20 protein-coding genes and 1 tRNA gene are annotated in these 19,731 nt (G+C 64.6%); 9 read left to right on the top strand and 12 right to left on the bottom strand.

The genetic code is table 11. The features are described from left to right. Window positions 1-12 precede the first annotated feature (12 nt). Window positions 13-711: an alpha/beta family hydrolase gene (locus ACLFLU_RS40350; RefSeq protein WP_426414175.1), complete on the bottom strand. Its 699-nt coding sequence runs from the start codon at window positions 709-711 to the stop codon at window positions 13-15. Between the two features lie 120 nt (window positions 712-831). Between ACLFLU_RS40350 and ACLFLU_RS40355 the strand changes: the two genes are divergently transcribed. Then, window positions 832-1,977 (top strand): acyl-CoA dehydrogenase family protein, encoded by a 1,146-nt coding sequence (locus tag ACLFLU_RS40355; RefSeq protein WP_426410179.1) that lies wholly within the window; start codon window positions 832-834, stop codon window positions 1,975-1,977. A 7-nt stretch (window positions 1,978-1,984) separates the two neighbouring features. On the opposite strand, the gene ACLFLU_RS40360 is transcribed toward ACLFLU_RS40355, so the two are convergent. Then, window positions 1,985-2,965, bottom strand: a complete 981-nt coding sequence (locus ACLFLU_RS40360; RefSeq protein ID WP_426410180.1) for a helix-turn-helix domain-containing protein — start codon at window positions 2,963-2,965, stop codon at window positions 1,985-1,987. Window positions 2,966-3,123: 158 nt separating this feature from the next. Between ACLFLU_RS40360 and ACLFLU_RS40365 the strand changes: the two genes are divergently transcribed. Then, window positions 3,124-3,849, top strand: a complete 726-nt coding sequence (locus ACLFLU_RS40365) for an alpha/beta fold hydrolase (protein ID WP_426410181.1) — start codon at window positions 3,124-3,126, stop codon at window positions 3,847-3,849. 196 nt (window positions 3,850-4,045) lie between these two features. After that, on the top strand, window positions 4,046-5,656 hold the full coding sequence (locus tag ACLFLU_RS40370) for an ABC transporter substrate-binding protein (RefSeq protein WP_426410182.1): 1,611 nt from the start codon (window positions 4,046-4,048) through the stop codon (window positions 5,654-5,656). A 36-nt stretch (window positions 5,657-5,692) separates the two neighbouring features. Here the strand turns inward: ACLFLU_RS40370 and ACLFLU_RS40375 are convergent, their stop codons facing one another. The 5 genes from ACLFLU_RS40375 to ACLFLU_RS40395 all read right to left on the bottom strand — a co-directional run bounded on the left by ACLFLU_RS40375 (window position 5,693) and on the right by ACLFLU_RS40395 (window position 10,432). Continuing rightward, the gene (locus tag ACLFLU_RS40375) at window positions 5,693-6,832 is read right to left on the bottom strand and encodes an amidohydrolase/deacetylase family metallohydrolase (protein ID WP_426410183.1); all 1,140 of its coding nucleotides are present in this window, start codon (window positions 6,830-6,832) and stop codon (window positions 5,693-5,695) included. A 126-nt stretch (window positions 6,833-6,958) separates the two neighbouring features. Beyond that, window positions 6,959-7,035: transfer RNA gene (locus ACLFLU_RS40380), tRNA-Arg, on the bottom strand. A 92-nt stretch (window positions 7,036-7,127) separates the two neighbouring features. Then, on the bottom strand, window positions 7,128-7,766 hold the full coding sequence (locus ACLFLU_RS40385) for an RraA family protein (RefSeq protein WP_426410184.1): 639 nt from the start codon (window positions 7,764-7,766) through the stop codon (window positions 7,128-7,130). Window positions 7,767-7,789: 23 nt separating this feature from the next. Then, window positions 7,790-9,307, bottom strand: coding sequence for an AMP-binding protein (locus ACLFLU_RS40390; RefSeq protein WP_426410185.1), 1,518 nt, complete (start codon window positions 9,305-9,307; stop codon window positions 7,790-7,792). A 96-nt stretch (window positions 9,308-9,403) separates the two neighbouring features. Next, window positions 9,404-10,432, bottom strand: a complete 1,029-nt coding sequence (locus ACLFLU_RS40395; protein ID WP_426410186.1) for an alpha/beta hydrolase — start codon at window positions 10,430-10,432, stop codon at window positions 9,404-9,406. 209 nt (window positions 10,433-10,641) lie between these two features. On the opposite strand from ACLFLU_RS40395, the gene ACLFLU_RS40400 reads away from it, so the two are divergent. After that, on the top strand, window positions 10,642-11,250 hold the full coding sequence (locus ACLFLU_RS40400; protein ID WP_426410187.1) for a hypothetical protein: 609 nt from the start codon (window positions 10,642-10,644) through the stop codon (window positions 11,248-11,250). Between the two features lie 84 nt (window positions 11,251-11,334). On the opposite strand, the gene ACLFLU_RS40405 is transcribed toward ACLFLU_RS40400, so the two are convergent. Continuing rightward, entirely contained in the window at window positions 11,335-11,550 is a 216-nt protein-coding gene (locus tag ACLFLU_RS40405) for a hypothetical protein (RefSeq protein ID WP_426410188.1), read from the bottom strand. Window positions 11,551-11,567: 17 nt separating this feature from the next. Further along, a complete protein-coding gene (locus ACLFLU_RS40410) occupies window positions 11,568-12,575 on the bottom strand; it encodes a 2-dehydropantoate 2-reductase (RefSeq protein ID WP_426410189.1) in 1,008 nt (335 codons plus the stop codon). 165 nt (window positions 12,576-12,740) lie between these two features. Between ACLFLU_RS40410 and ACLFLU_RS40415 the strand changes: the two genes are divergently transcribed. Both ACLFLU_RS40415 and ACLFLU_RS40420 read left to right on the top strand, forming a co-directional pair. Continuing rightward, window positions 12,741-13,337: a YidB family protein gene (locus ACLFLU_RS40415; protein WP_426410190.1), complete on the top strand. Its 597-nt coding sequence runs from the start codon at window positions 12,741-12,743 to the stop codon at window positions 13,335-13,337. A 40-nt stretch (window positions 13,338-13,377) separates the two neighbouring features. Further along, the gene (locus tag ACLFLU_RS40420) at window positions 13,378-13,650 is read left to right on the top strand and encodes a GlsB/YeaQ/YmgE family stress response membrane protein (protein WP_197087151.1); all 273 of its coding nucleotides are present in this window, start codon (window positions 13,378-13,380) and stop codon (window positions 13,648-13,650) included. Window positions 13,651-13,834: 184 nt separating this feature from the next. Here ACLFLU_RS40420 and ACLFLU_RS40425 read toward each other — a convergent pair whose 3' ends face one another. Further along, window positions 13,835-14,620: an SDR family NAD(P)-dependent oxidoreductase gene (locus ACLFLU_RS40425; protein ID WP_426410191.1), complete on the bottom strand. Its 786-nt coding sequence runs from the start codon at window positions 14,618-14,620 to the stop codon at window positions 13,835-13,837. A gap of 246 nt (window positions 14,621-14,866) precedes the next feature. On the opposite strand from ACLFLU_RS40425, the gene ACLFLU_RS40430 reads away from it, so the two are divergent. From ACLFLU_RS40430 to ACLFLU_RS40440, 3 genes are read left to right on the top strand one after another with little or no spacing between them, the layout of a single operon-like run. Beyond that, a complete protein-coding gene (locus ACLFLU_RS40430; protein ID WP_426410192.1) occupies window positions 14,867-15,931 on the top strand; it encodes an acyl-CoA dehydrogenase family protein in 1,065 nt (354 codons plus the stop codon). A gap of 15 nt (window positions 15,932-15,946) precedes the next feature. Next, complete coding sequence (locus ACLFLU_RS40435) at window positions 15,947-17,107, top strand: acyl-CoA dehydrogenase family protein (protein ID WP_426410193.1); 1,161 nt, start codon at window positions 15,947-15,949, stop codon at window positions 17,105-17,107. Window positions 17,108-17,146: 39 nt separating this feature from the next. Continuing rightward, the gene (locus tag ACLFLU_RS40440) at window positions 17,147-17,965 is read left to right on the top strand and encodes an enoyl-CoA hydratase/isomerase family protein (protein ID WP_426410194.1); all 819 of its coding nucleotides are present in this window, start codon (window positions 17,147-17,149) and stop codon (window positions 17,963-17,965) included. Between the two features lie 183 nt (window positions 17,966-18,148). Here ACLFLU_RS40440 and ACLFLU_RS40445 read toward each other — a convergent pair whose 3' ends face one another. Next, entirely contained in the window at window positions 18,149-18,898 is a 750-nt protein-coding gene (locus ACLFLU_RS40445) for a hypothetical protein (protein WP_426410195.1), read from the bottom strand. Window positions 18,899-18,900: 2 nt separating this feature from the next. Continuing rightward, the gene (locus ACLFLU_RS40450) at window positions 18,901-19,689 is read right to left on the bottom strand and encodes an enoyl-CoA hydratase (RefSeq protein ID WP_426410196.1); all 789 of its coding nucleotides are present in this window, start codon (window positions 19,687-19,689) and stop codon (window positions 18,901-18,903) included. Window positions 19,690-19,731 lie beyond the last annotated feature (42 nt).

The raw sequence follows: 19,731 nt of genomic DNA on the forward strand, positions 1-19,731 counted from the left end.
CATGCTCGTGCCTCAAGCGAGCCCGTCGATCCAGGCCGTGAGCGTGTCGAGCACCTCGGTGAGCGCCTCATCGTTGGTGCGGCCGGACTTCTTCAGCACCGCGAAGGAGTGGTCGCCGCCTTCGACCTCATGTAGCGTCGCCTTCGCGCCGAGCGCCGCGACGACTGGCTTGAGAAGGCCGAGATCGGCGAGCCCGTCGCGCGTGCCTTGCAGGAACAGCATGGGAATCCCGACATGGGCGAGATGCTCAGCCCGCTCCGTCGACGGCTTCTTGTCGGCATGCAGGGGAAAGCCGAGGAAGGCGAGCCCCTTCACACCCGGCAACGGCGCCTTGGCCTGCGCCTGCGACGTCATGCGCCCGCCGAACGATTTTCCGCCGGCGACCAGCTTTAGTCCGGGGCAGAGCCGCGCCGCCTCCTCGACCGCCGCGCGGACAGCGGCGTGCGCGACCGCCGGCTGATCGGGGCGCCCCTGCTTGTTTTCCATGTAGGGAAAATTGAAGCGGAGCGTCGCGATGCCGCGCACGCTGAGGCCTTCCGCGATCTTGTCCATCGATGCATGCCGCATCCCTGCGCCGGCGCCATGCGCCAGAACGTAGCAGGCGCGCGCCTTGTCCGGCTGCATCAGGATCGCGGAGACCGCGCCGATGCGATCGATCTCGAGCTTGAGCTCTTTGATTTTGACGGCTTGGGTTTTGACAGCCACAATCAACCATCCCAACAGACGCGTTTCCGGCCGCCTTGGTAGCGTCACCGGCGCAGCCTGAAAACACAATAATTGCTGGCGCCGGCTGGCCTACCAAGCCGGCAAGCCGCATCAACCGAGGTAATCATGTCCTACCGCTCCTCCTGGATGACCGAAGAGCTCGACGTCTTCCGCGACCAGTTCCGCAAATATCTCGCCAAGGATCTGGCGCCGCATGCCGAGAAATGGCGCGAGCAGAAGATGGTCGATCGCTTCGCCTGGCGCGGGCTCGGCGAGATGGGCGCGCTGCTGGCGAGCGTCCCGGAGGAATATGGCGGGTTGGGTGCGACCTTCGCTTATGATGCCGCCGTGCTGGACGACCTCGAAAGCACGGTACCGGAGCTGACCACCGGCGTCTCCGTGCACAGCGCCATCGTCGCTCATTACATTCTCAACTACGGCTCGGAAGAGCAGAAGAAGCGCTGGCTGCCGAAGATGGCGTCAGGCGAGATGGTCGGCGCCATCGCCATGACCGAGCCCGGCACCGGCTCGGATCTGCAGGCCGTCAAGACCACGGCGAAGAAGCAGGGCAATTCCTACGTCATCAACGGCCAGAAGACGTTCATCACCAACGGCCAGGCTGCCGATCTCGTCGTCGTGGTCGCGCGCACCGGCGATGCCGGCGCCAAGGGCATTTCGCTGATTGTGGTCGAGACCGCGGGCGCGGACGGCTACAAGCGCGGACGCAACCTCGACAAGATCGGCCTGCACGCCTCCGACACGTCGGAATTGTTCTTCGACAATGTCACGGTGCCGCCGGAAAACCTGCTCGGCAAGGAGGAGGGCCAGGGGTTTGTGCAACTGATGCAGCAATTGCCCCAGGAGCGCCTCGCGCTCGCCGTCGGCGCCGTCGCCTCGATGGAGCGTGCCGTCAGGCTCACCACCGAATACACCAAGGAACGGAAGGCGTTCGGCAAGCCGCTGATGGATTTCCAGAACACCGCCTTCACGCTCGCCGAGCGCAAGACGGAAGCAATGATCGCGCGCGTTTTCGTCGACTGGTGCATCGAGCGCCTGGTCGCCGGGGATCTCGACACCGTCACCGCGTCGATGGCGAAATACTGGTGCTCGGACAAGCAGGTCCAGACCGCCGACGAGTGCCTCCAGCTGTTCGGCGGCTACGGCTATATGCAGGAATATCCGATCTCGCGCATCTTCATCGATTCCCGCATCCAGAAGATCTATGGCGGCACCAACGAGATCATGAAGCTGCTGATCGCAAGGTCGTTGTAGGGCGGAGCTACCGCGCCCTCCAGTCACGCGGGCGGCAACCAAAGCGCTGCTTGAAGCGCCGCGTGAAGTGGGAGAGGTCCGAAAAGCCCCAATCGAACGCAATGGCGCCGATCGTGCGGCCCGCCATTGCGGCATCCCTAAGATCCCGTGCGATGCCATCGAGCCGACGCTCGATCACATAATCGGTGAAGCCGGTGCCCGATCGCGCCAGAAGCTTGTGCACATAGCGCTCGCTGATCCCTACGGCCGCGGCGATATCGGCAACCGCAAGGCCGGGCTCGCGGAGCCGTCGGTGAATGGCTTGCTTTAGCGCCAGCATGGTCGCGTCAGTCAGGCTTTCCGCCTCTGCAGTGCGCGCGCGGCTCTGCCGTGACAGGCTCACTGCGACCAGCTCGATCAGCGCCCGGAACAGACGTACGCCCTCGTCCTCGGTCATGCGCAGCGCACCCTCGCTGAGCGTGCGTGCCGTCTCTGTGATGAGGTGACCGACAAATGGATCATCGGAGACGCGAGCCGCGGTGACGTCGAACGAAGCCGGCAACCGCTCACGCAAGGCTTCCGCAGGCACCCAGAACGAGGCGACCTGCAACTGCGGGCCACGATCATGCAGAAGCGCAAACTGCCGATCGCTGTCGAAGATGCCGACCTGTCCGGGCGACAGGCTGATCTCGCGGCCGTCCTGCCGGATGCGGCAGCGACCGGCCAGCTTCAAATTGAGATAGTAGCAGCTGCGGTCAGACGCCGCGATGTCGGCGGCGGAGCGACGCACGACGTGTTCGGGGAAGCTGACGCGGTTGATCGCGGCATCGCCGAGACGGATGTTCTGGACGCTGGCCGAGAAGCCGGCTTCTGCCATCGGCTCCGGCGTCAGCTTCATGAAGGCCTGACAGATCGCCTCGCGATAATAGGTGAATTGCTCGTTCGACCGAAGACCGGCGGTGTTCCAGGCCGATTGGCGTGACGGAACGGCGCGCGCGATTTCCTGCATCGGTTCACTCCGAGACCAATCCGGTTCACTTCCAGCCAAGCGGAAAACGGCCAGCCGGTTCACACTGCGCACAACAAGACTTGTCCGCCGCGCCTCGCGAGCGCCGCAAAGGACCCAATTGATGCCGATCTAACCACACCCTGCGGAGGAGCCACAACATGTCGACCTACGTTCTTGTTCACGGCGCCTGGCACACCGGTGCCGAGTTTGAGCCTGTCGCGGCCCCAATCCGCGCCGCTGGCCATCAAGTCTACCTCCCGACCATCAAGGGCAACCGCCCGGGCGACGCCAAGACGACGGGGCTGAAGGAAGCGATCCAGTCGATCGCCGACTATCTCGCCGAGAACAGTCTGAAAGACGTCATCCTGCTCGGCCATTCCTATGGCGGCATGATCATCACCGGCGTCGCCGACCTCGCGCCCGAGCGCATCCGCCGCCTGGTCTACTGGAACGCCTTCGTGCCCAATAATGGCGAATGCCTCAACGACATGGTGCCGCCGCACTATATCGGGCTGTTCGACGCGATCGCGGCCGAACGCGGCGACGGCTCGGTGGTGTTGCCATTCCCGGTCTGGCGCGAAGCCTTCATCAACGATGCAGACGCCGAGACGGCGCAGCGCGCCTACGACGTGCTCAATCCGCATCCGCTGGCGACCTTCACCGACAAGATCGCGCTCAAGGCCAATCCGGCCGGGATGCAGCTGGCAAAATCGTACATCAACTGCACCGAGGACACCGCGCTGCCGCACAGCTATTCCTGGCACCCGCGGCTATCGGAGAAGCTCGGCCTGTTCCGCCTGGTGCAAGTGCCTGGAAGCCACGAGCTGTGCTTCTCCGATCCGGCACGTCTTGCCAAGGCAATCATGGAGGCCGGACGCGACTGACCGGCGCGCGCCTGTCAAAAGCGAGACGATTGTCGGCGATTGCTGCACCGCCGGTATCGGCGGCACAGCCCTTGCGCGCTCGCAGGCGAACTCAGATCGGTGGAAGCAACCCTGCTTGTCACGTGTGGCTCCCCGCCATACGCTGCCCGCCATCGGCATCCGCCGTCTGGTCTCGCTTGCATCGGGAGAATTGCAAATGGTTCACGTCTCGCGACGGAAAATGCTTCAGCTTGCGGCTGTTGCACCATCGGCACTTACCGCTGCCTGGACGTCGGCAGCACCGGCTGCGACCGGAAAGAAGACCCTGACTGCGGTGATGCAATCGGACCTTCGCGTCACCGACCCCGGCTTCACGACCGCCATCATCACCCGCGACCATGGCTACATGGTCTACGATACGTTGCTCGGCATCGATTCCACCTTCAAGGTGCAGCCGCAGATGGCCGATTGGACGGTGTCGGCGGACAGGCTGACCTACACCTTCACCCTGCGCGACGGCCTGAAGTGGCATGACGGAGCGCCGGTGACGGCAGAGGATTGCGTCGCCTCGCTGAAGCGCTGGGGCACGAGCGTCGACGGCATGGCGCGCAAGCTGATGGATTTCACGGCCGGCATAGAAGCCGCGGACGCCAAGACGATCGTCCTCAAGCTGAAGGAGCCTTATGGCCTCGTGCTGGAGACGATTGCCAAGCCGTCGTCGATCTGCGCCTTCATGATGCCCAAGCGGCTTGCGGAGACCCCGATCACCAAGCAGATTCCGGAGCAGATCGGCTCCGGCCCGTTCAAATTCGTGGCGGGCGAATTCCAGCCCGGCGTGAAAGCCATTTATGAGAAGAACACCGACTATGTGCCGCGCAAGGAGCCGGCCGAATGGACATCGGGCGGCAAGGTGGTCAAGGTCGACCGTGTCGAGTGGCTGACGATGCCGGACGCGCAGACCGCTCTCAACGCGCTGCAATCGGGTGATGTCGATTTCGTCGAAACGCCGCCGTTCGACATGCTGCCCGCGCTCGAATCCAATCCGGATGTCAACGTGACCATCCTGAACAAGTTCGGCTTCCAATCGTTCGGCCGGATGAACTTCCTGCATCCGCCGTTCGACAATGTGAAGATCCGCCGCGCCGCGCTGCTCGCGATCAACCAGAAGGACGTGCTCGACGCCCAGATCGGCAATCCCAAATACTACAAGCTCTGCGGCGCATTCTTCATCTGCGATACGCCGCTCGCCAGCGACGCCGGCGGCGAGACCCTGATCAAGGGCAACGGCATGGCGGACGCCAAGAAGGCGTTGGCTGAGGCCGGTTATGACGGCACACCCGTGGTGATCCTGGCGCCGGGCGACCAGATCCTGCTGAAAGCGCAGCCGATCGTGGTCGCGCAGCTGTTGCGCGAGGCCGGCTTCAAGGTCGACCTTCAGGCGATGGACTGGCAGACCGTGGTCACCCGCCGCGCCAACCAGAAGTCCCCGAAGGAGGGCGGCTGGAACATGTTTTTCACGTATCAGGGCGCCGCCGATTCGATGAACCCGCTCGTCAATGGCGCGATGGTCGGCAAGGGCAAGGAAGGCGGCTGGTTCGGCTGGTCCGAGGACCCCAAGCTCGAAGAGCTGCGCGACGCCTTTGCCCGCGCCGCCTCGCCGGAAGAGCGGAAGAAGATCGCCCTCGACGTGCAGAAGGAGGCCTACGATCAGGTGATCTACGTCCCGCTCGGCCAGTTCCAGGCGCCGAGTGCATGGCGCAAATCGCTCACCGGCGTGATCGACGGCCCGGCGACGCCGATGTTCTGGAATGTGGACAAGAACGAGTAGCTTCCTCTCCCCGCTCTCACGGGAAGAGGCAAAGCCCTAATTCGGATGCCACCAGCGGCCGCCGATCACGACGCCTTCGGAGACGATCTTGCGGTCGCCGATGAGGTGCTCGCCGACGACGTCCTCGTAGTCGAACTGGCCTTGCTTCACCGAGATCAGCGTGGCGTCGCCGACGCTGCCGGGCTTGAGGCTGCCGAGCTCGGGCCGCCGCAATGCCATCGCGGCATTCTCGGTCGAGGCCGCAATCACGTCCGACAGCGACATGCCCATGCAGAGGAATTTCGACATCGTCGTCACCTGGTCGAAGGCCGGGCCGTCGATGCAGAGCTGATGGATGTCGGACGAAATGGTGTCCGGATAGAAGCCGTTGGCGAGCATGGCGCGCGCGGTCTTGAAGGCAAACGAGCCCTTGCCGTGGCCGATATCGAACAGCACGCCGCGCTCGCGCGCGTCCAGCACCGCTTTCTTCACCGTGCCTTGCGCGGTCGCCGGCGCGTTCGGGAACGGGCGGAACGCATGGGTCAGCACGTCGCCGGGGCGCAGGCGGGCCAGCACCTCTTCATAGGTCGGCGGCGGATGGTCGATATGCGCCATCAGGGGCATGCCGACCTCGTCGGCGACCTGGAGCGCGATATCGAGCGGCACGGCGCCCGAGGTGCCCGAGGAGTGCAGCCCGACACGCACCTTGATGCCGACGATGAGGTCGCGATTGGCATCCGCGACCTTGGCCGCTTCGATCGGATTCATCAGCCGCAATTCCTCGCTCTCGCCGACCATGATCCGGTGCGAGAAGCCGAAAATGCCGGCATGGGAGACGTGCAGATAGGCGAGAATGCGGACCTGGCTCGGCTCGATGACATGCTTGCGGAAACCGGCGAAATTGCCGGGGCCGGCGCTGCCGGTGTCGACCGAGGTGGTGACGCCGGAGGCGCGGCAGAATTCCTCGGCATCGATGCCGAGCGAGGTGCCGCCCCAATAGACGTGGGTGTGGAGATCGATCAGGCCCGGCGTCACGATGAGCTGCGAGACGTCGCGCACTTGGGTCGAAGGATCCGCCTTGAGCCCGCTGCCGACGGCGGCGACCTTGCCGCCGGCAAAGGCGACATCGGTCACGGCATCGAGTTTCTGGGATGGGTCGATCACCCGCCCACCGCGCAGGATCAAGTCGAAAGGCATTGTCGTCTCCGGATCAGGCAGTGAGGCGTGGCCGCCATGTCGGCGGAGCCAGGAAGGAAGCCGGTTGCTTCTAGCAATTCCTGCGCCGGAGGGCCCGCCAAATAGCGGTCATTGCCCATGACAAAATGGCGATCCCGGCATGACTCGAACATGCGACCTACGGTTTAGGAAACCGCCGCTCTATCCGGCTGAGCTACGGGACCGCGGAACCTGCCAATGAGGCAGGTTACCTGGAGCTGTACATATCAAAGCGGGGGCCGAATCGGAAGCCCTTCGCTGAACAACAAGCGGTCGGTCAGGACTTGCCGTAAGCCCCCTGATAGCGGCCCTCGCGGATCGCCTTCAGCGTGTCATCCTCGCGCTTGATCTGGACACGCACCGCCTCCAGCAACGCCGCCGCACCCGCGGCGGGAAACGACACCACGCCGTCCTCGTCGCCGACCACGATGTCGCCGGGCGAGATCACGCTGCCGCCGATCGTAACAGGCACGTTGATCTCTCCAGGGCCATTCTTGTAAGGGCCGCGATGGATCACGGCGCGGGCGAAGCAGGGAAAGTCGTCGCCGGCGAAGGCTGCGACATCGCGGATCGCGCCGTCGATCACGTAGCCTTCCGCCTTGCGCCACTGCGCGATGTTTTTCATGATCTCGCCGACAAGTGCCCGGGTCTCGTCGCCGCCGCCATCGACCACGATGACGTCGTCGGGACCGACCAGCTCGAGCGCGCGATGGATGGCGAGATTGTCGCCGGGCCGGGTGCGCACCGTGAAGGCCGCACCGATCAGCCTGCCGCTGCGATGATAGGGTTTCAGCCCGACCGCACCCGGCAGCCGGCCGAGATTGTCTGATATGATCGAGGTCGGTGCATTCCTGAAACCCTCGATGATATCGGCCGGCGGCTTCGGCACGCTGTTCGCTGCGATGGTGATCGTCATAAATTCAGTCCTTCTGTGATGTCTTACTCGGCGTGCGCCTGCCGCTTCGCGGGCATGATACGGAAGGCACGACCCTCCTTCATCCACGCCGCGCGCTCGTCGCGCAGCAATGTGCGGCGAACCTTTCCGGAATCGTCGCGCGGCGGTGTGCTGACGATCTCGAAACTCTCGGGATGCTTGTAGCGGCTGAGCCTGTCTTTCAGGAAGTCCGCCATGCCGTCCGCAATCGCCTGACCATCCGCGTTCGCCTCCGGCTCGATGATGGCGTGCACGCGCTGGCCCAGCTCCGCATCCGGCAAGCCCACCACCACGCAGGACCGCACGCCCGGACATTCGGAGACGGCGGCCTCGACCTCGGCGGGATAGATGTTGGCGCCACCGCGCAGCACCATGTCGGCGAGGCGGTCGCCGAGATAGAGGTAGCCTTCGGCATCCAGCCTGCCGATATCGCCGAGCGATTCCCAGCCGTCGGCGCGACGCTTCGGTTCGGCGCCGAGATAGTGATAGGTCGCGTCCTCGCCGTCATTGTTGAGGAAGTAGATCTCGCCGGTCTCCCCGGGCGCGACGTCGTTGCCGTCCTCGCCGATGACGCGGAGTTTCGCCGTTTCGCCGATCTTGCCGACCGAGCCCTTGTGCGCCAACCACTCCGTGCCGGAGATGATGCAGGAGCCCTGCCGCTCGGTGCCGCCATAGAGCTCCCAGACCCGCTCCGGCCCGAGCCACGCGATCCAGTTCTCCTTGAGCCAGGGCGGCATCGGCGCCGCCATGTGGAAGACGGTCTGCAGGCTCGATACGTCGAAAGCGTTGCGGATGTTCTCCGGCAGCGCCCAGATCCGATGCATCATGGTTGGAACGAAATTGACCCATTGCACGCGCTCGCGCTCGATCTGGCGCAGCGTCTCCTCGGCGTCGAACTTGACGAGGCCGGTGAGCTTGCCGCCGCCGAACAGCGCATAATGCGACACGATGAACGGCGCATTGTGGTAGAGCGGGCCCGGATTCAGCAGCGAGGCGCCGAACGGCATGTTCAGCGGCGGCGGCGCGACCGTGTCGACGACCGCGGGATTGTGGTCGAGGATCACCTTGGGTCGGCCGGTCGAGCCGCCGCTGGTCATGGCCTTCCAGTAGCGCGCCACCGGCGGGTCGATCTGCTCGTCGGAAAAGCCTTCCGGCACGAAATCGGCCGGCAGCCGGTTCGGCGCATTCCAGTCGGCCTCGCCGCCGACCACCAGCGCCGGCTTGAGAATCTCGAGCACGGCTGCGGCTTCACCGCGCGGCAGCCGCCACGACAGCGAGGTCGGCGTTGCGCCGCATTTCCACACCGCAAAGGTGGTCTCGAAGAACGCATTGCCGTTGGGCAATCCGATCGCGACGAAATCGCCGGGCTTGACGCCCTTCGCTGCAAATGCCCGCGCGCGCCGGTTGGCGCCGCGCTCGAGCTGGTCCCATGTCAGTTGATCCTGCCCATGCTGGACGGCGATGGTGCCTTCGGGTTTGCGTTGCGCGTACCAGCGCGGCACATCGGACAGGGGCAGCAGCATCAGGCGTTTCCACTTCGTCTTCTTGGCGTCGCCTCAGGACAAGGCGCCCGCGGGACGAAGTGTAACAGCCGGAGCCGGACCTTCAAGGCGCTCGCATCAGCGCTCCGCGCCGCAGCCCGGACTATCGAACAGCGCCGCAAGGCCGCATTTCGAGGTCAGCATCTTGTCGCCGTCATGGCCGACGCCGGCAACGTCCCACACCCGGTGATTAGGCGTGCCATGATTGCGCTTCGCCATCGCATCAACATAGGCGTGGCCACGGGCGTAGCGATAAGGTCCCTGCGCTTTGGCCATGCAGCTTTTGTCCAGCGCGGGATGCTCGGGATTGGTGTCGAGCGTGCCGAGCAGATAGATCACGTCGCGCTCGACATAACGCTGCTCAAGCGCGGCCGGAGTCGCATCCGCAAGATAAGCGGGCCGCTCGTCCATGCCATATTTCCAATTGTTGTAGCCGGGGCAGGACGCGGCAATCGACGGCACCGGGCGCTCGCTGCTGAAATAGGCGTAGGACGAGGGGTTGGCGACGACATAGCGGATGTCAATGTGCTGGCGCGACAGCATCGCCTCGCCCTTGCCGGCGATGGCATAACGTTGCGCGACCTGGCCGCCGCCGGAATGACCGGCGACCACGACCTGCTTCAGGTTCGGGAAGATGCGCCGGTCGGAGAGCTTTGCCAGGATCGCGTCGAGCGCCTCGAAGGAGGAGACCGGGTTGGGTGCGAGCGCAGCATCGCCGCCCTCCCATCCTTCCAATGACCAGCGCAGCGTGTCCGCAGGCAGCTTGTACGCCTCGATATCGATCTCCGCCAAAAACTGCGGAACGATCATCAACGCGCTCTTGCCGTCATCGCCCGCCGCGACCTGCGCGGTATGGGCCGACATATAGTACACGTCGGCATTGCGCAGGCGTCCGTGCAGCACGATGATGGCGCGCGAGATTGCCGGCAGCGGCATCGACCAGTCGCTGGAGAGATAGAGCGGCAACGTTCCCTGGCCGCCGACCGACAGCCGCGCATCGGCAACGACCTTCACCGGCTTGCGGTTCGGTGCATCCTCGTCCGCGGCGAGTGCGCGGCCACAAACCAGCGCCAATGCGATTGCGGCGAAACAGCTCAGCGCTCTCATGACCGATATTTCCCCTAAGATTCGAACCAATAAAACTCTAAACGCATCCTGTGCCGCGCGGCTGTGACTCCCGCGCCACGTCAAGCAAAAAATGTCAGCAACCCAGCCATGAATTTCCCGGGTTCCACGGGTGACAAGGCGGCGATAATGGAGCAAAAATCAGGCCCGACTCAGTTTGGGTTGAGTTTTGCAGGGAATGCTCTCGTAGAATGTTGTCCGTGTTTGCATCGCGTCGCGCGGCGCCGCTTTTCGTTGCCGCAGCAGGATTTTTTCTGCTGACGTCGCCGCATGCCCACGCGCAATGGTGGAAGCGCGCACCGGTCGACTTCGAGGAATGCGCCGACGCTGCCGAAAAATCCGCGACCAAGGCCGAAAAGACCTCAGCACTTGCGGACTGCAACGCAAAATTCGCCGGCCGGCGCAAGGCGGGCGGCGGTTACACCTACTACGACTTCCTCCAGGATCGCACTTTCGACATCGCCGGACCGAACCCGACGCCGGACGAGCAGAAGAAGATCGACGAATCCTACACCGCCTATCTCGCCAATCAGCGCCGCAGCAATGAAGCGGCCCAGGCCACGGCGCGGCAGCAGCGCGAGCAGCAGGAACAACAGGTGCAGCAGCTTCAGCGAGTCGCACTGCGAGCCGAGGTCGAGCGGGTGCCCGTGCCCGTGGAACGGCCGAAGGTGTTGCGACAGAAGGGCGCGCCCTGCACCAAGGGCTCGTTCTCCTGCGAATGGCCGCGGCTGTCCGAGAGCTTGAACGATATCAAGAAGCTGTTCAGCCCGACGCCGAGCAAGCCGGCGAAGAAGGGCTGAGCTGCGGATTCAGTCTCTGCTGTCGTCCCGGACAAGCGCAGCGAAGCGGAGCGCAGATCCGGGACGACAGCGGAGGGTGTAGCGTCAGTTCGGCTGTTTCTTCTTGCTGCGCTTCGGCTTGGTCGCTGGAGCATCCGATGGCGTCGTCACCGTCGGTGAATTGCTCAGCGCCGACCTGCTCTCCTGCAATCGCCTGTCGTAGCCGGGAGAGTTCATAACCGTCGGCGGCCTCGCAAAGGCGAGCGTCGTTGCGCCGCAGAGCGTGGCCAGCACAAACCCAATGATCAAACAACGCTTCATCCCGCTCCTCCTCGCGCTCAGCCCACACCGCGGATCTGCTGCGGTGTCAGCCCCGGCGGGCCCTTGCCTGCCGTCTCGGCCTGCTTGATCAGCGCAACAATGCGGCGCATCAGCGGCGCATCGACATTGTTCTGCTCGGCCAGCGCAATGACCGCGCCCTGGAGATAGTCGATCTCGGTCTTGCGGCCCTGCTTCAGATCCTGCCACATCGAGGAGCGCGCCTCGGGATCGATCTTCATCGTCCGTCCCAGGATCGCGTTGAAGATCATGTCGGGCAATCTCAGCAAGGTCGGCGTCCAGTTCGGCGGGATTGGCGTTGCCGAGGCCGGCGTGATGCCGGCGGCCTTCAGCGCGGCCAGACCCTCCGCCATCTGGTCGGCGAACAGTCTTCGCCAGTCCCGGTTCGCCAATTGCGCGGCGAGGGGCTTGTCGGACAGTGCGCTGAGCGCGTTGTTCAGGTTGATGATCAACTTGCCCCATTGCACGCCGGCGATGTCGCGCCTTGTGCGCAAATTGAGTCCCGGCACAGAGAGCGCCGCCGCCGTGTTACCGGCATCTTCGCCGACGGTGATGTCGCCGGAGGTCGAACGGTGGAAACGTCCTTCACCCATTGCGACCACATTGAACGGCACCATACCGGCGAGCACGCGCCGGCCGCCGAGCCGCTCTTGCAGCACGGCGACATTGCCGACACCGTTCTGCAACGACACGATGACGGCATCCTGAGGCGCGTGCTGCGCGATCTGGTCCGCGACATCGGCCGTGTCGGCGCTCTTGACCGTGACCAGCACGATGCCGGCGCTGTGGAAGATTGCGGGATCTTCCGACAGCGCGAGCCGGCCCGCATCCAGCTTCTTCTCGGCGCCGTCGAAATCCGTCAGCCGCAGGCCGAACCGCTCGATCTCGGTCTTCACCCGCGGCCGCACCAGCAGTGCGACCCGACGGCCGGCAGCCGCCAGCTGGCCTCCGACAAAACAGCCGATGGCGCCGGCGCCAGCCACCACGATCGATCGATCCGTAACCACCAGATCTTGCTCCCCTTAACGACCCGCCTTCGATAGCAGAGGCGGAGCGGCATGCCCATCACGACGCATCCGCCTTGTAACCGTCATCAGAGCCTCATATGTTTTTGCCCGGGGGCTTTGTCACCGGCGAGAGCTCGCCGAACGAGAACGCCAAAGGAGAGCACCATGGGTCTACTCGACGTCCTCAACGGCATGCAGAACGGCCCGCGCGGCCCGAGCACGCCGAGCTCACAATCATCTTCAGGTGGCATGTCGCCGATGACCATGGCGATCATTGCCCTGCTCGGGTGGAAAGCATTCAAGCATCTGACGGCAAGCCAGCCCGGTGCGGCGCCGCAGTCGGCACCAACCCCTGTCCCACCGCCGGTGAACGCGGGAGCGGGCGGCGGCCTTGGTGGCGCACTGGGTGGCGGCGGCGGCATGGGAGATTTGCTCAAGGGCGGTCTCGGCGGCCTGCTCGCGGGCGGCGCGGCCGGCAGCGTGCTGAGCGGCGGGCTCGGTGATCTCCTCAACCAGCTTCAGCAGGGCGGCCACGGCGACACCGCGAATTCCTGGGTCGGCAAGGGCGAGAACAAGGCAATCAGTCCCGGCGACCTCGCCAATGCGCTCGGCTCCGACCAGATCCAGAGCCTGTCGGCTCAGAGCGGCCTCTCGCGCGACGAGCTGCTCTCCGGCCTCAGCCAGTATTTGCCGCAGGTGGTCGATCATTTGACTCCGGACGGACGGCTACCAACCGAGAGCGAGATCTCGGGCAGAATTTAATCGAAATTGGATCGACGCATTCGGCAAGGGGAGCACTGACATGAGCATGGGCGGCATCTTGTGGATCATCGTCGTCGGCTTCGTCGCCGGCCTCATCGCGCGCTGGCTGGCACCGGGACCGAACAACCCGAGCGGCTTCATCCTCACCACCATCCTCGGCATTGTCGGTGCGTTTCTGGCAACCTTCATTGGCCAGGCCATCGGCCATTACGGTCCAGACCAGGGCGCCGGCTTCATCATGGCCACGATCGGCGCGGTGGTGGTGCTGTTCATCTGGCACCGCCTGGTGGCGAGCGGCGTGATCAAGGGATAGCGGCTCACTCCTTCGTCGTCCCGGACAAGCTCGCCTCAAGCGCGCGCAGATCCGGGACCCATAACCACAGGGAGGAGTTCGGCGAAGATCAATAACTCCGAGTCTTCGTCAAACTCCTCCCTGTGGTTATGGGTCCCGGCCTTCGCCGGGACGACACCTTTGATTGCCGCGCTCGCCGAACGCATCACGTAATCAAATGCATCCCGGCGTCCATGCGCACGGCCTCGCCGGTCATGTTGCCGGAGGCAGGCAACGCCAGGAAGCAGACGAGCTGGGCGATGTCGTCGGCGGTTGATGCGACCTTCAGCGGCACCTTCGCCACCACGTTGTCGCGCACCTTTTTCGCGCCTTCCTCACCGCGGCCCTTGGTGAACCAGGGCGTGTCGATGTAGCCCGGACAGACCGCGTTGACGCGGATCAGCGGCGCAAGCGCGACCGCCAGCGATCGCGTGAGGGTATTGAGCGCGCCCTTGCTCGCGGCATAGGCCATCGAGGAGCCGACGCCGTTGATGCCTGCAACCGAGGACACGTTCACAACCGCAGCGGTCCGCCCCGATGCCTTCGCGCCGGCCTCGAGCAGGCTGCGCGCGGCGCGCACCATCTGGAACGGACCAATGGTGTTGACGCCGTAGAGCCGCTGGAAATCCTCCGACGACAGTCCGTCGAGATCACTATAAGTGACATGCTTGGTGGTGCCGGCATTGTTGACGAGGATGTCGAGCCGGCCCCAGCCGGCGGCCGCCGCCACGATCTTGCGGCAATCGTCATCCTTCGAGACGTCGCCCTGCGCGACCAGCACTTCCGCGGCGCCGGCCTTGCGGCAAAGCTCTGCCGTGGCCTCGGCTTCCTTCTGGCTCGACGAATAGTTGATGACGAGCCGCGCCCCGCTCCGCGCGAGAATTTCCGCGGTCGCAGCACCGAGGCCGGATGCGGACCCCGTCACGATTGCGCACAAACTGTCCTTGGCCATCCGAATTTCCTTCCCCGTGATTGAATGTGGCGCCCTGTTTAGCGAGTTTGTCGCGCCCTGCAAATCGAGCAAACTCCGCTAAGCGGAATTAGTCCAGACCCGGTCTTGCCCCATGCCGGCGTTGCAGATGGGCCTGCGATCAACGCTTGTCAGGGCCATGGCTTTTTCAGATCATCGGGCGCAAGAAGAGACCGCGCGCCGCCCCATTCGGGCAGGACGCGCCAATGGCAAAACACGGGGAACGCTGTGGCGGAGAGTGACAACATCGTCGTCGAGACCGCGGAGAAGATCTTCGCCGATCTCGCCGATCCGCAAGAGATCAACAACGACAAGAAGAATTCGTGGCAGGCGCCGCTGTGGCAGGCGCTGAGCGAGGCCGGCTTGCCCTTGTCCTGGGTGCCCGACGATCTCGGCGGCTCCGGCGCGAGCCTTGCCGACGGTTTTGCATTACTGAACGCCGCCGGCCGCTTCGCAGTCGCGGTTCCCCTGGCCGAGACCATGCTCGCGGGCTGGCTGCTCGCGCAGGCGAAGATCACCTCGCCCGACGGCGAGATGACGGTGCTGCCAGCCTCGCCAAAGGATCGTATCGCGATTGATGCCGACGGCGCGCTCTCGGGCCGCTGCCGCGGCGTACCATTTGCGAAAGCGGCGAAACATTTTGCGGTGCTGGCGCATGGCAAGGACGGCGTCTCGATTGCGCTGGTCGATGCCTCCAAGGGCCGGATCGAATCCGGACTCAATGTCGGCTACGACCACAGCGACACCGTCACGCTCGACAAGGTCCAGCCTGTCACCATCAAGCCGGCGCCGAAGGGTTTTGACCAGACGACGCTGATGCTGATGGGCGGCGTCGCGCGCAGCCTTCAGATCGCGGGCGCGCTGGAAGCGATGCTCGACATCTCCGTGCGCTATTCCAACGAGCGCGTCGCCTTCGAGAAGAAGATCTCGAAATTCCAGGCGGTGCAGCACAATCTCGCGCGCCTCGCCGGCGAGTCCGCTGCTGCACTGGCAGCGGCGACCTCGGCGGCCGACGCGATCGCGAACGCAAAATCGTTCGACGACGAGGTTTATCTCGAAGCCGCCTCGGCAAAGATCCGCTGCGCGGAAGCGGCGGAAAAAGGCGGCGGCATCGCGCATCAGGTGCACGGCGCGATCGGCTTCACCATCGAGCACATCCTGCACCGCTACTCGCTGCGGGCGCTGGCCTGGCGCGACGACTTTGGCTCGGAGAGCCATTGGGCCGTTGAGCTCGGCAAGCTGGTCGCCAATCGCGGCGCCGATGAATTGTGGCCGCTCGTGGCGTCGCGCTGACGGGGAACGAAACACATGACTGCTGCTCTTCGTTTCGATCCGATCCGCCTGCCCGAGAAGTGCGAGCAACTGCGCAAGGAAGTGCGCGCGTTCCTCGCCGAGGAAATCGCCGCCGGCACCTTCGATCCGCACAAGCCCAACCGCGAAGACACCGACGCGCCGGAATTCTCCCGCCGGGTCGGCGCCAAGGGCTGGCTCGGCATGACCTGGCCGAAGAAATATGGCGGCCAGGAGCGCTCCTTCCTGGAGCGCTACGTCGTGACCGAGGAGATGCGCGTCGCCAACGCGCCGACGCGGCGCTTCTTCGTCGCCGACCGCCAGAGCGGGCCGGTGCTGCTGAAGTACGCGCCCGAGCACGTCAAGATGGACATCCTGCCGCGCATCTGCCGCGGCGAGATCTGCTTTGCGATCGGCATGAGCGAGCCGAACTCCGGCTCCGACCTGTTCGCCGCGAAGACGCGCGCGACCAAGACCGACGGCGGCTATCTCATCAACGGCACCAAGATCTGGACCTCGTCCGCGCATATCGCCGACTACATGATCGCGATCTTCCGGACGTCACCGCCAACCAAGGAAAACCGCCGCCACGGCCTGACGCAATTCCTCGTCAAGATGAAGCAGCCGGGCATCAAGGTGAACCCGATCGGCCAGATCACCGGCCAATACGAGTTCAACGAGGTCGTCTTCACCGACTTCTTCGTGCCCGAGGATCACGTGCTCGGCGAGGTCGACGGTGCCTGGAAACAGGCGACGAGCGAGCTCGCTTATGAGCGCTCCGGTCCCGAGCGTTTCCTCGAGACCTATTACGTGCTGACCGAACTGGTCCGCGCGGTCGGTCCAAACCCGGACACGCGCAGCGCCGAAGGCATCGGGCGCCTTGTCGCGCAGCTCCACACCATGCGGCGCATGTCGGTCTCGGTCGCCGGCATGCTGCAGGCCGGCAAGGAGCCGGTGGTGGAAGCCTCCATCGTCAAGGACATCGGCACGGTCTGGGAGCAGCAGCTGCCGCATCGCGTGCGCGATCTCGCGGCCTTCGTCGAGGAGACTGCGACCAACCGCGAGACGCTGGAGCGCCAGCTCGACTTCGCGATCAAGACCGCACCGAAACTCACCATCCAGGGCGGCACCACGGAAGTGCTGCGCGGCATCATCGCGCGCGGACTTGGTTTGCGCTAGTCGCGCGGACCTGGCCAGCGCTAACTTTTCGAGGACATCATGAGCACCTACAAAGATATCGGCGTCGAGAAAGTCGGGCACGTCGGCACCATCGAGATCCGCAGGCCGCCGCTCAACTTCTTCGACATCTCGCTGATCAACCAGATCGCGGACGCGCTTGACGAGTTCGACCGCGACATCGAGATCCGCGCCTCCGTTCTCTCGGCGCAGGGCAAGGCGTTCTGCGCCGGCGCGAATTTCCAGGACCCGGCGCGGCAGGCGCAGGAAGCCCGCGAAGCCGACAAGACGGCCAAGGGCGACCCGGCCGACAGCCTCGGGGCGATCAATCATCTCTATATCCAGGCCGTGCGCATCTTCCGCGCCAAGAAGCCGATCGTCGCCGCCGTGCAGGGCGCCGCCATCGGCGGCGGCCTGGGCCTCGCGGTGTCGGCCGACTTCCGCGTCACCTGCCCCGAAGCGCGCTTCTCCGCGAATTTCACCAAGCTTGGCTTCCATCCCGGCTTCGGCCTGACGACGACGCTGCCCGAGCTGATCGGCAAGAACAACGCCGAGCTGATGTTCTACACCAGCCGCCGCGTCACCGGCGAAGAAGCAGTCAAATGGGGCCTCGCCAATGTGCTGGTGCCGCAGGACCAGGTGAAGGCAGAGGCAATGAAGCTCGCCGGCGAGATCGCCGAATGCTCCCCGCTCGGCCTGCTCTCCACCCGTGCCACGATGCGCGCAGGGCTCGCCGATCGCGTGATGGCCGCGACCAATCACGAGCTCGCCGAACAGACCCGCCTGCGCGCGACGGAAGATTTCAAGGAGGGCGTGAAGGCCACGGAAGAGCGCCGCGTGGCGAATTTCAAGGGACGTTAACGCCACCGTTCCTCCGTCATCCCCGCGCAATGGCGAAGCCATTGTCGCTGGAGGTGCGAGCTCTTGCGAGCCTCGAAGGATGCACGGCCCAAATGTTTCGGCACCATCACCAGCCGGGCCGTCGCCCTTCGAGGCTCGCCGAAGAGGCGAGCGCCTCAGGGTGACGGATAACGATGAAACGGATTAACTGACGCGGAACGTCACCCCGCCGAGCAGGAACTCATTGCCCGCCACTGCGAGCCCCTTCGCCTTGGCGGCATGCAGCACCTGGACCACGTCAGCCACCCGAAATTCCAGCGCACTCATAATCTCGTTCGCGCCTTTCACGAAACGAAAGGTCGCGTTGGGCAGTTTCAATTCGGCATCGCCATTCGGCGCAACACCGATGATCTTGCCCCAATGCTCCGCCAGCCCCTGCGGGTCCGGGCTCTGCATCTCCACACCCGTCAGTGCCTGCGTCACGTCCTTGCGGATGAACTTTTGCCAGTCGGGTCCAGCCGGCGGATACGCGCCAAAAATATCGTCGCTGCCTTCGGTATGGTTGAATTCGATGAAGGCGGCGCGGCAGTCGCGGGGGTGCAGCTGCACCCCGTGATAGGGGGCGTGGTCGATCACATTGGCGGTGCGCACGCCAAGCGAATTGGCGTTGTGGCCACGCTCGTCCGGATCATTGCAGCAGAAGATCGCCATGTAGCCGCCGCGACCGCCGGTCTTCTCGATGAAGCGGCCGGCCGTGGTGCCGTCCTTGAAGGGTGCGACGACCTCGAGCATGATCGTGTCGACCGGGAGCAGTGCATTCTCCAGGCCGTATTTGGCGACATTGCCGTCGCGGTAGCAGACGGCGAGGCCCATGATCTCGGCGATATCAGAAATGACAGGCGCAAGCTGCGGCGCGACGAGACAAATCTGCCGCAGCCGCATATAGGGCGCCATCGTCATGCGCCCCTGAAGGCCGGCTTGCGCTTCTCGACGAAAGCCTTCGCGGCCTCCTTGTGATCCTCAGTGTCGCTGCAGCGGGTGTGATGGATGGCTTCACCGTCGAAGCAATCTTCCAGCGGCAGGTGCTCGGCATTGTTGATGTTGCGCTTGATGTAGCCGAGCGCGATCGACGGGCCCTGCGCCAGCGACAGCGCGAGCTCGTGCGCGGCAGCATCGATCTCGGCATCGGGTACGACCCTCGTCACCATGCCGATCGCATGCGCCTCCTTCGCCGTCAGCACTGGCGAGGTCAGGTAAAGCTCGCGCGCCCGCGCGCTGCCGAGCAGCTGGGTGAGAAAATAGGTGCCGCCGTAGTCGCCGGAGAAGCCGACCTTGGCGAAGGCGGTCGTGATCTTGCAGGATTCGGAGGCGACGCGGAGATCGCATGACAGCGCCATCGAAAGACCGGCACCGGCCGCCGCACCATCGAGCTGCGCCACCACCGGCTTTGGCATCTGATGCAGGATGCGCGAGACCTCCATGCCGCGGCGGAGGTTCGCCATCTTCACTTCGAACGGCAGCGGCGTCCGGCCAGCCGCCATCGACTTGACGTCGCCGCCGACGCAGAACGAGCCGCCGGCGCCCTTGAACAACACCGCGCGCACCTCGGGATCGTCGGCGGCGCGCCGCGCCGCATCGACTAATCCCGCGACCATCTCCGGATTGAGCGCGTTCTTTCGCTCGGGACGGTTCATGGTGATGGTGAGCAGCCCACCTTCGAGCTTTTGCAGGACCATGTCGTTCATGGGACTCTCCCTTGTTGTTTGTTTTGCTGCGTCATTCCAGGG

This window comes from Bradyrhizobium ganzhouense (assembly GCF_049949285.1).
Taxonomy (GTDB): Bacteria; Pseudomonadota; Alphaproteobacteria; order Rhizobiales; family Xanthobacteraceae; genus Bradyrhizobium; species Bradyrhizobium ganzhouense.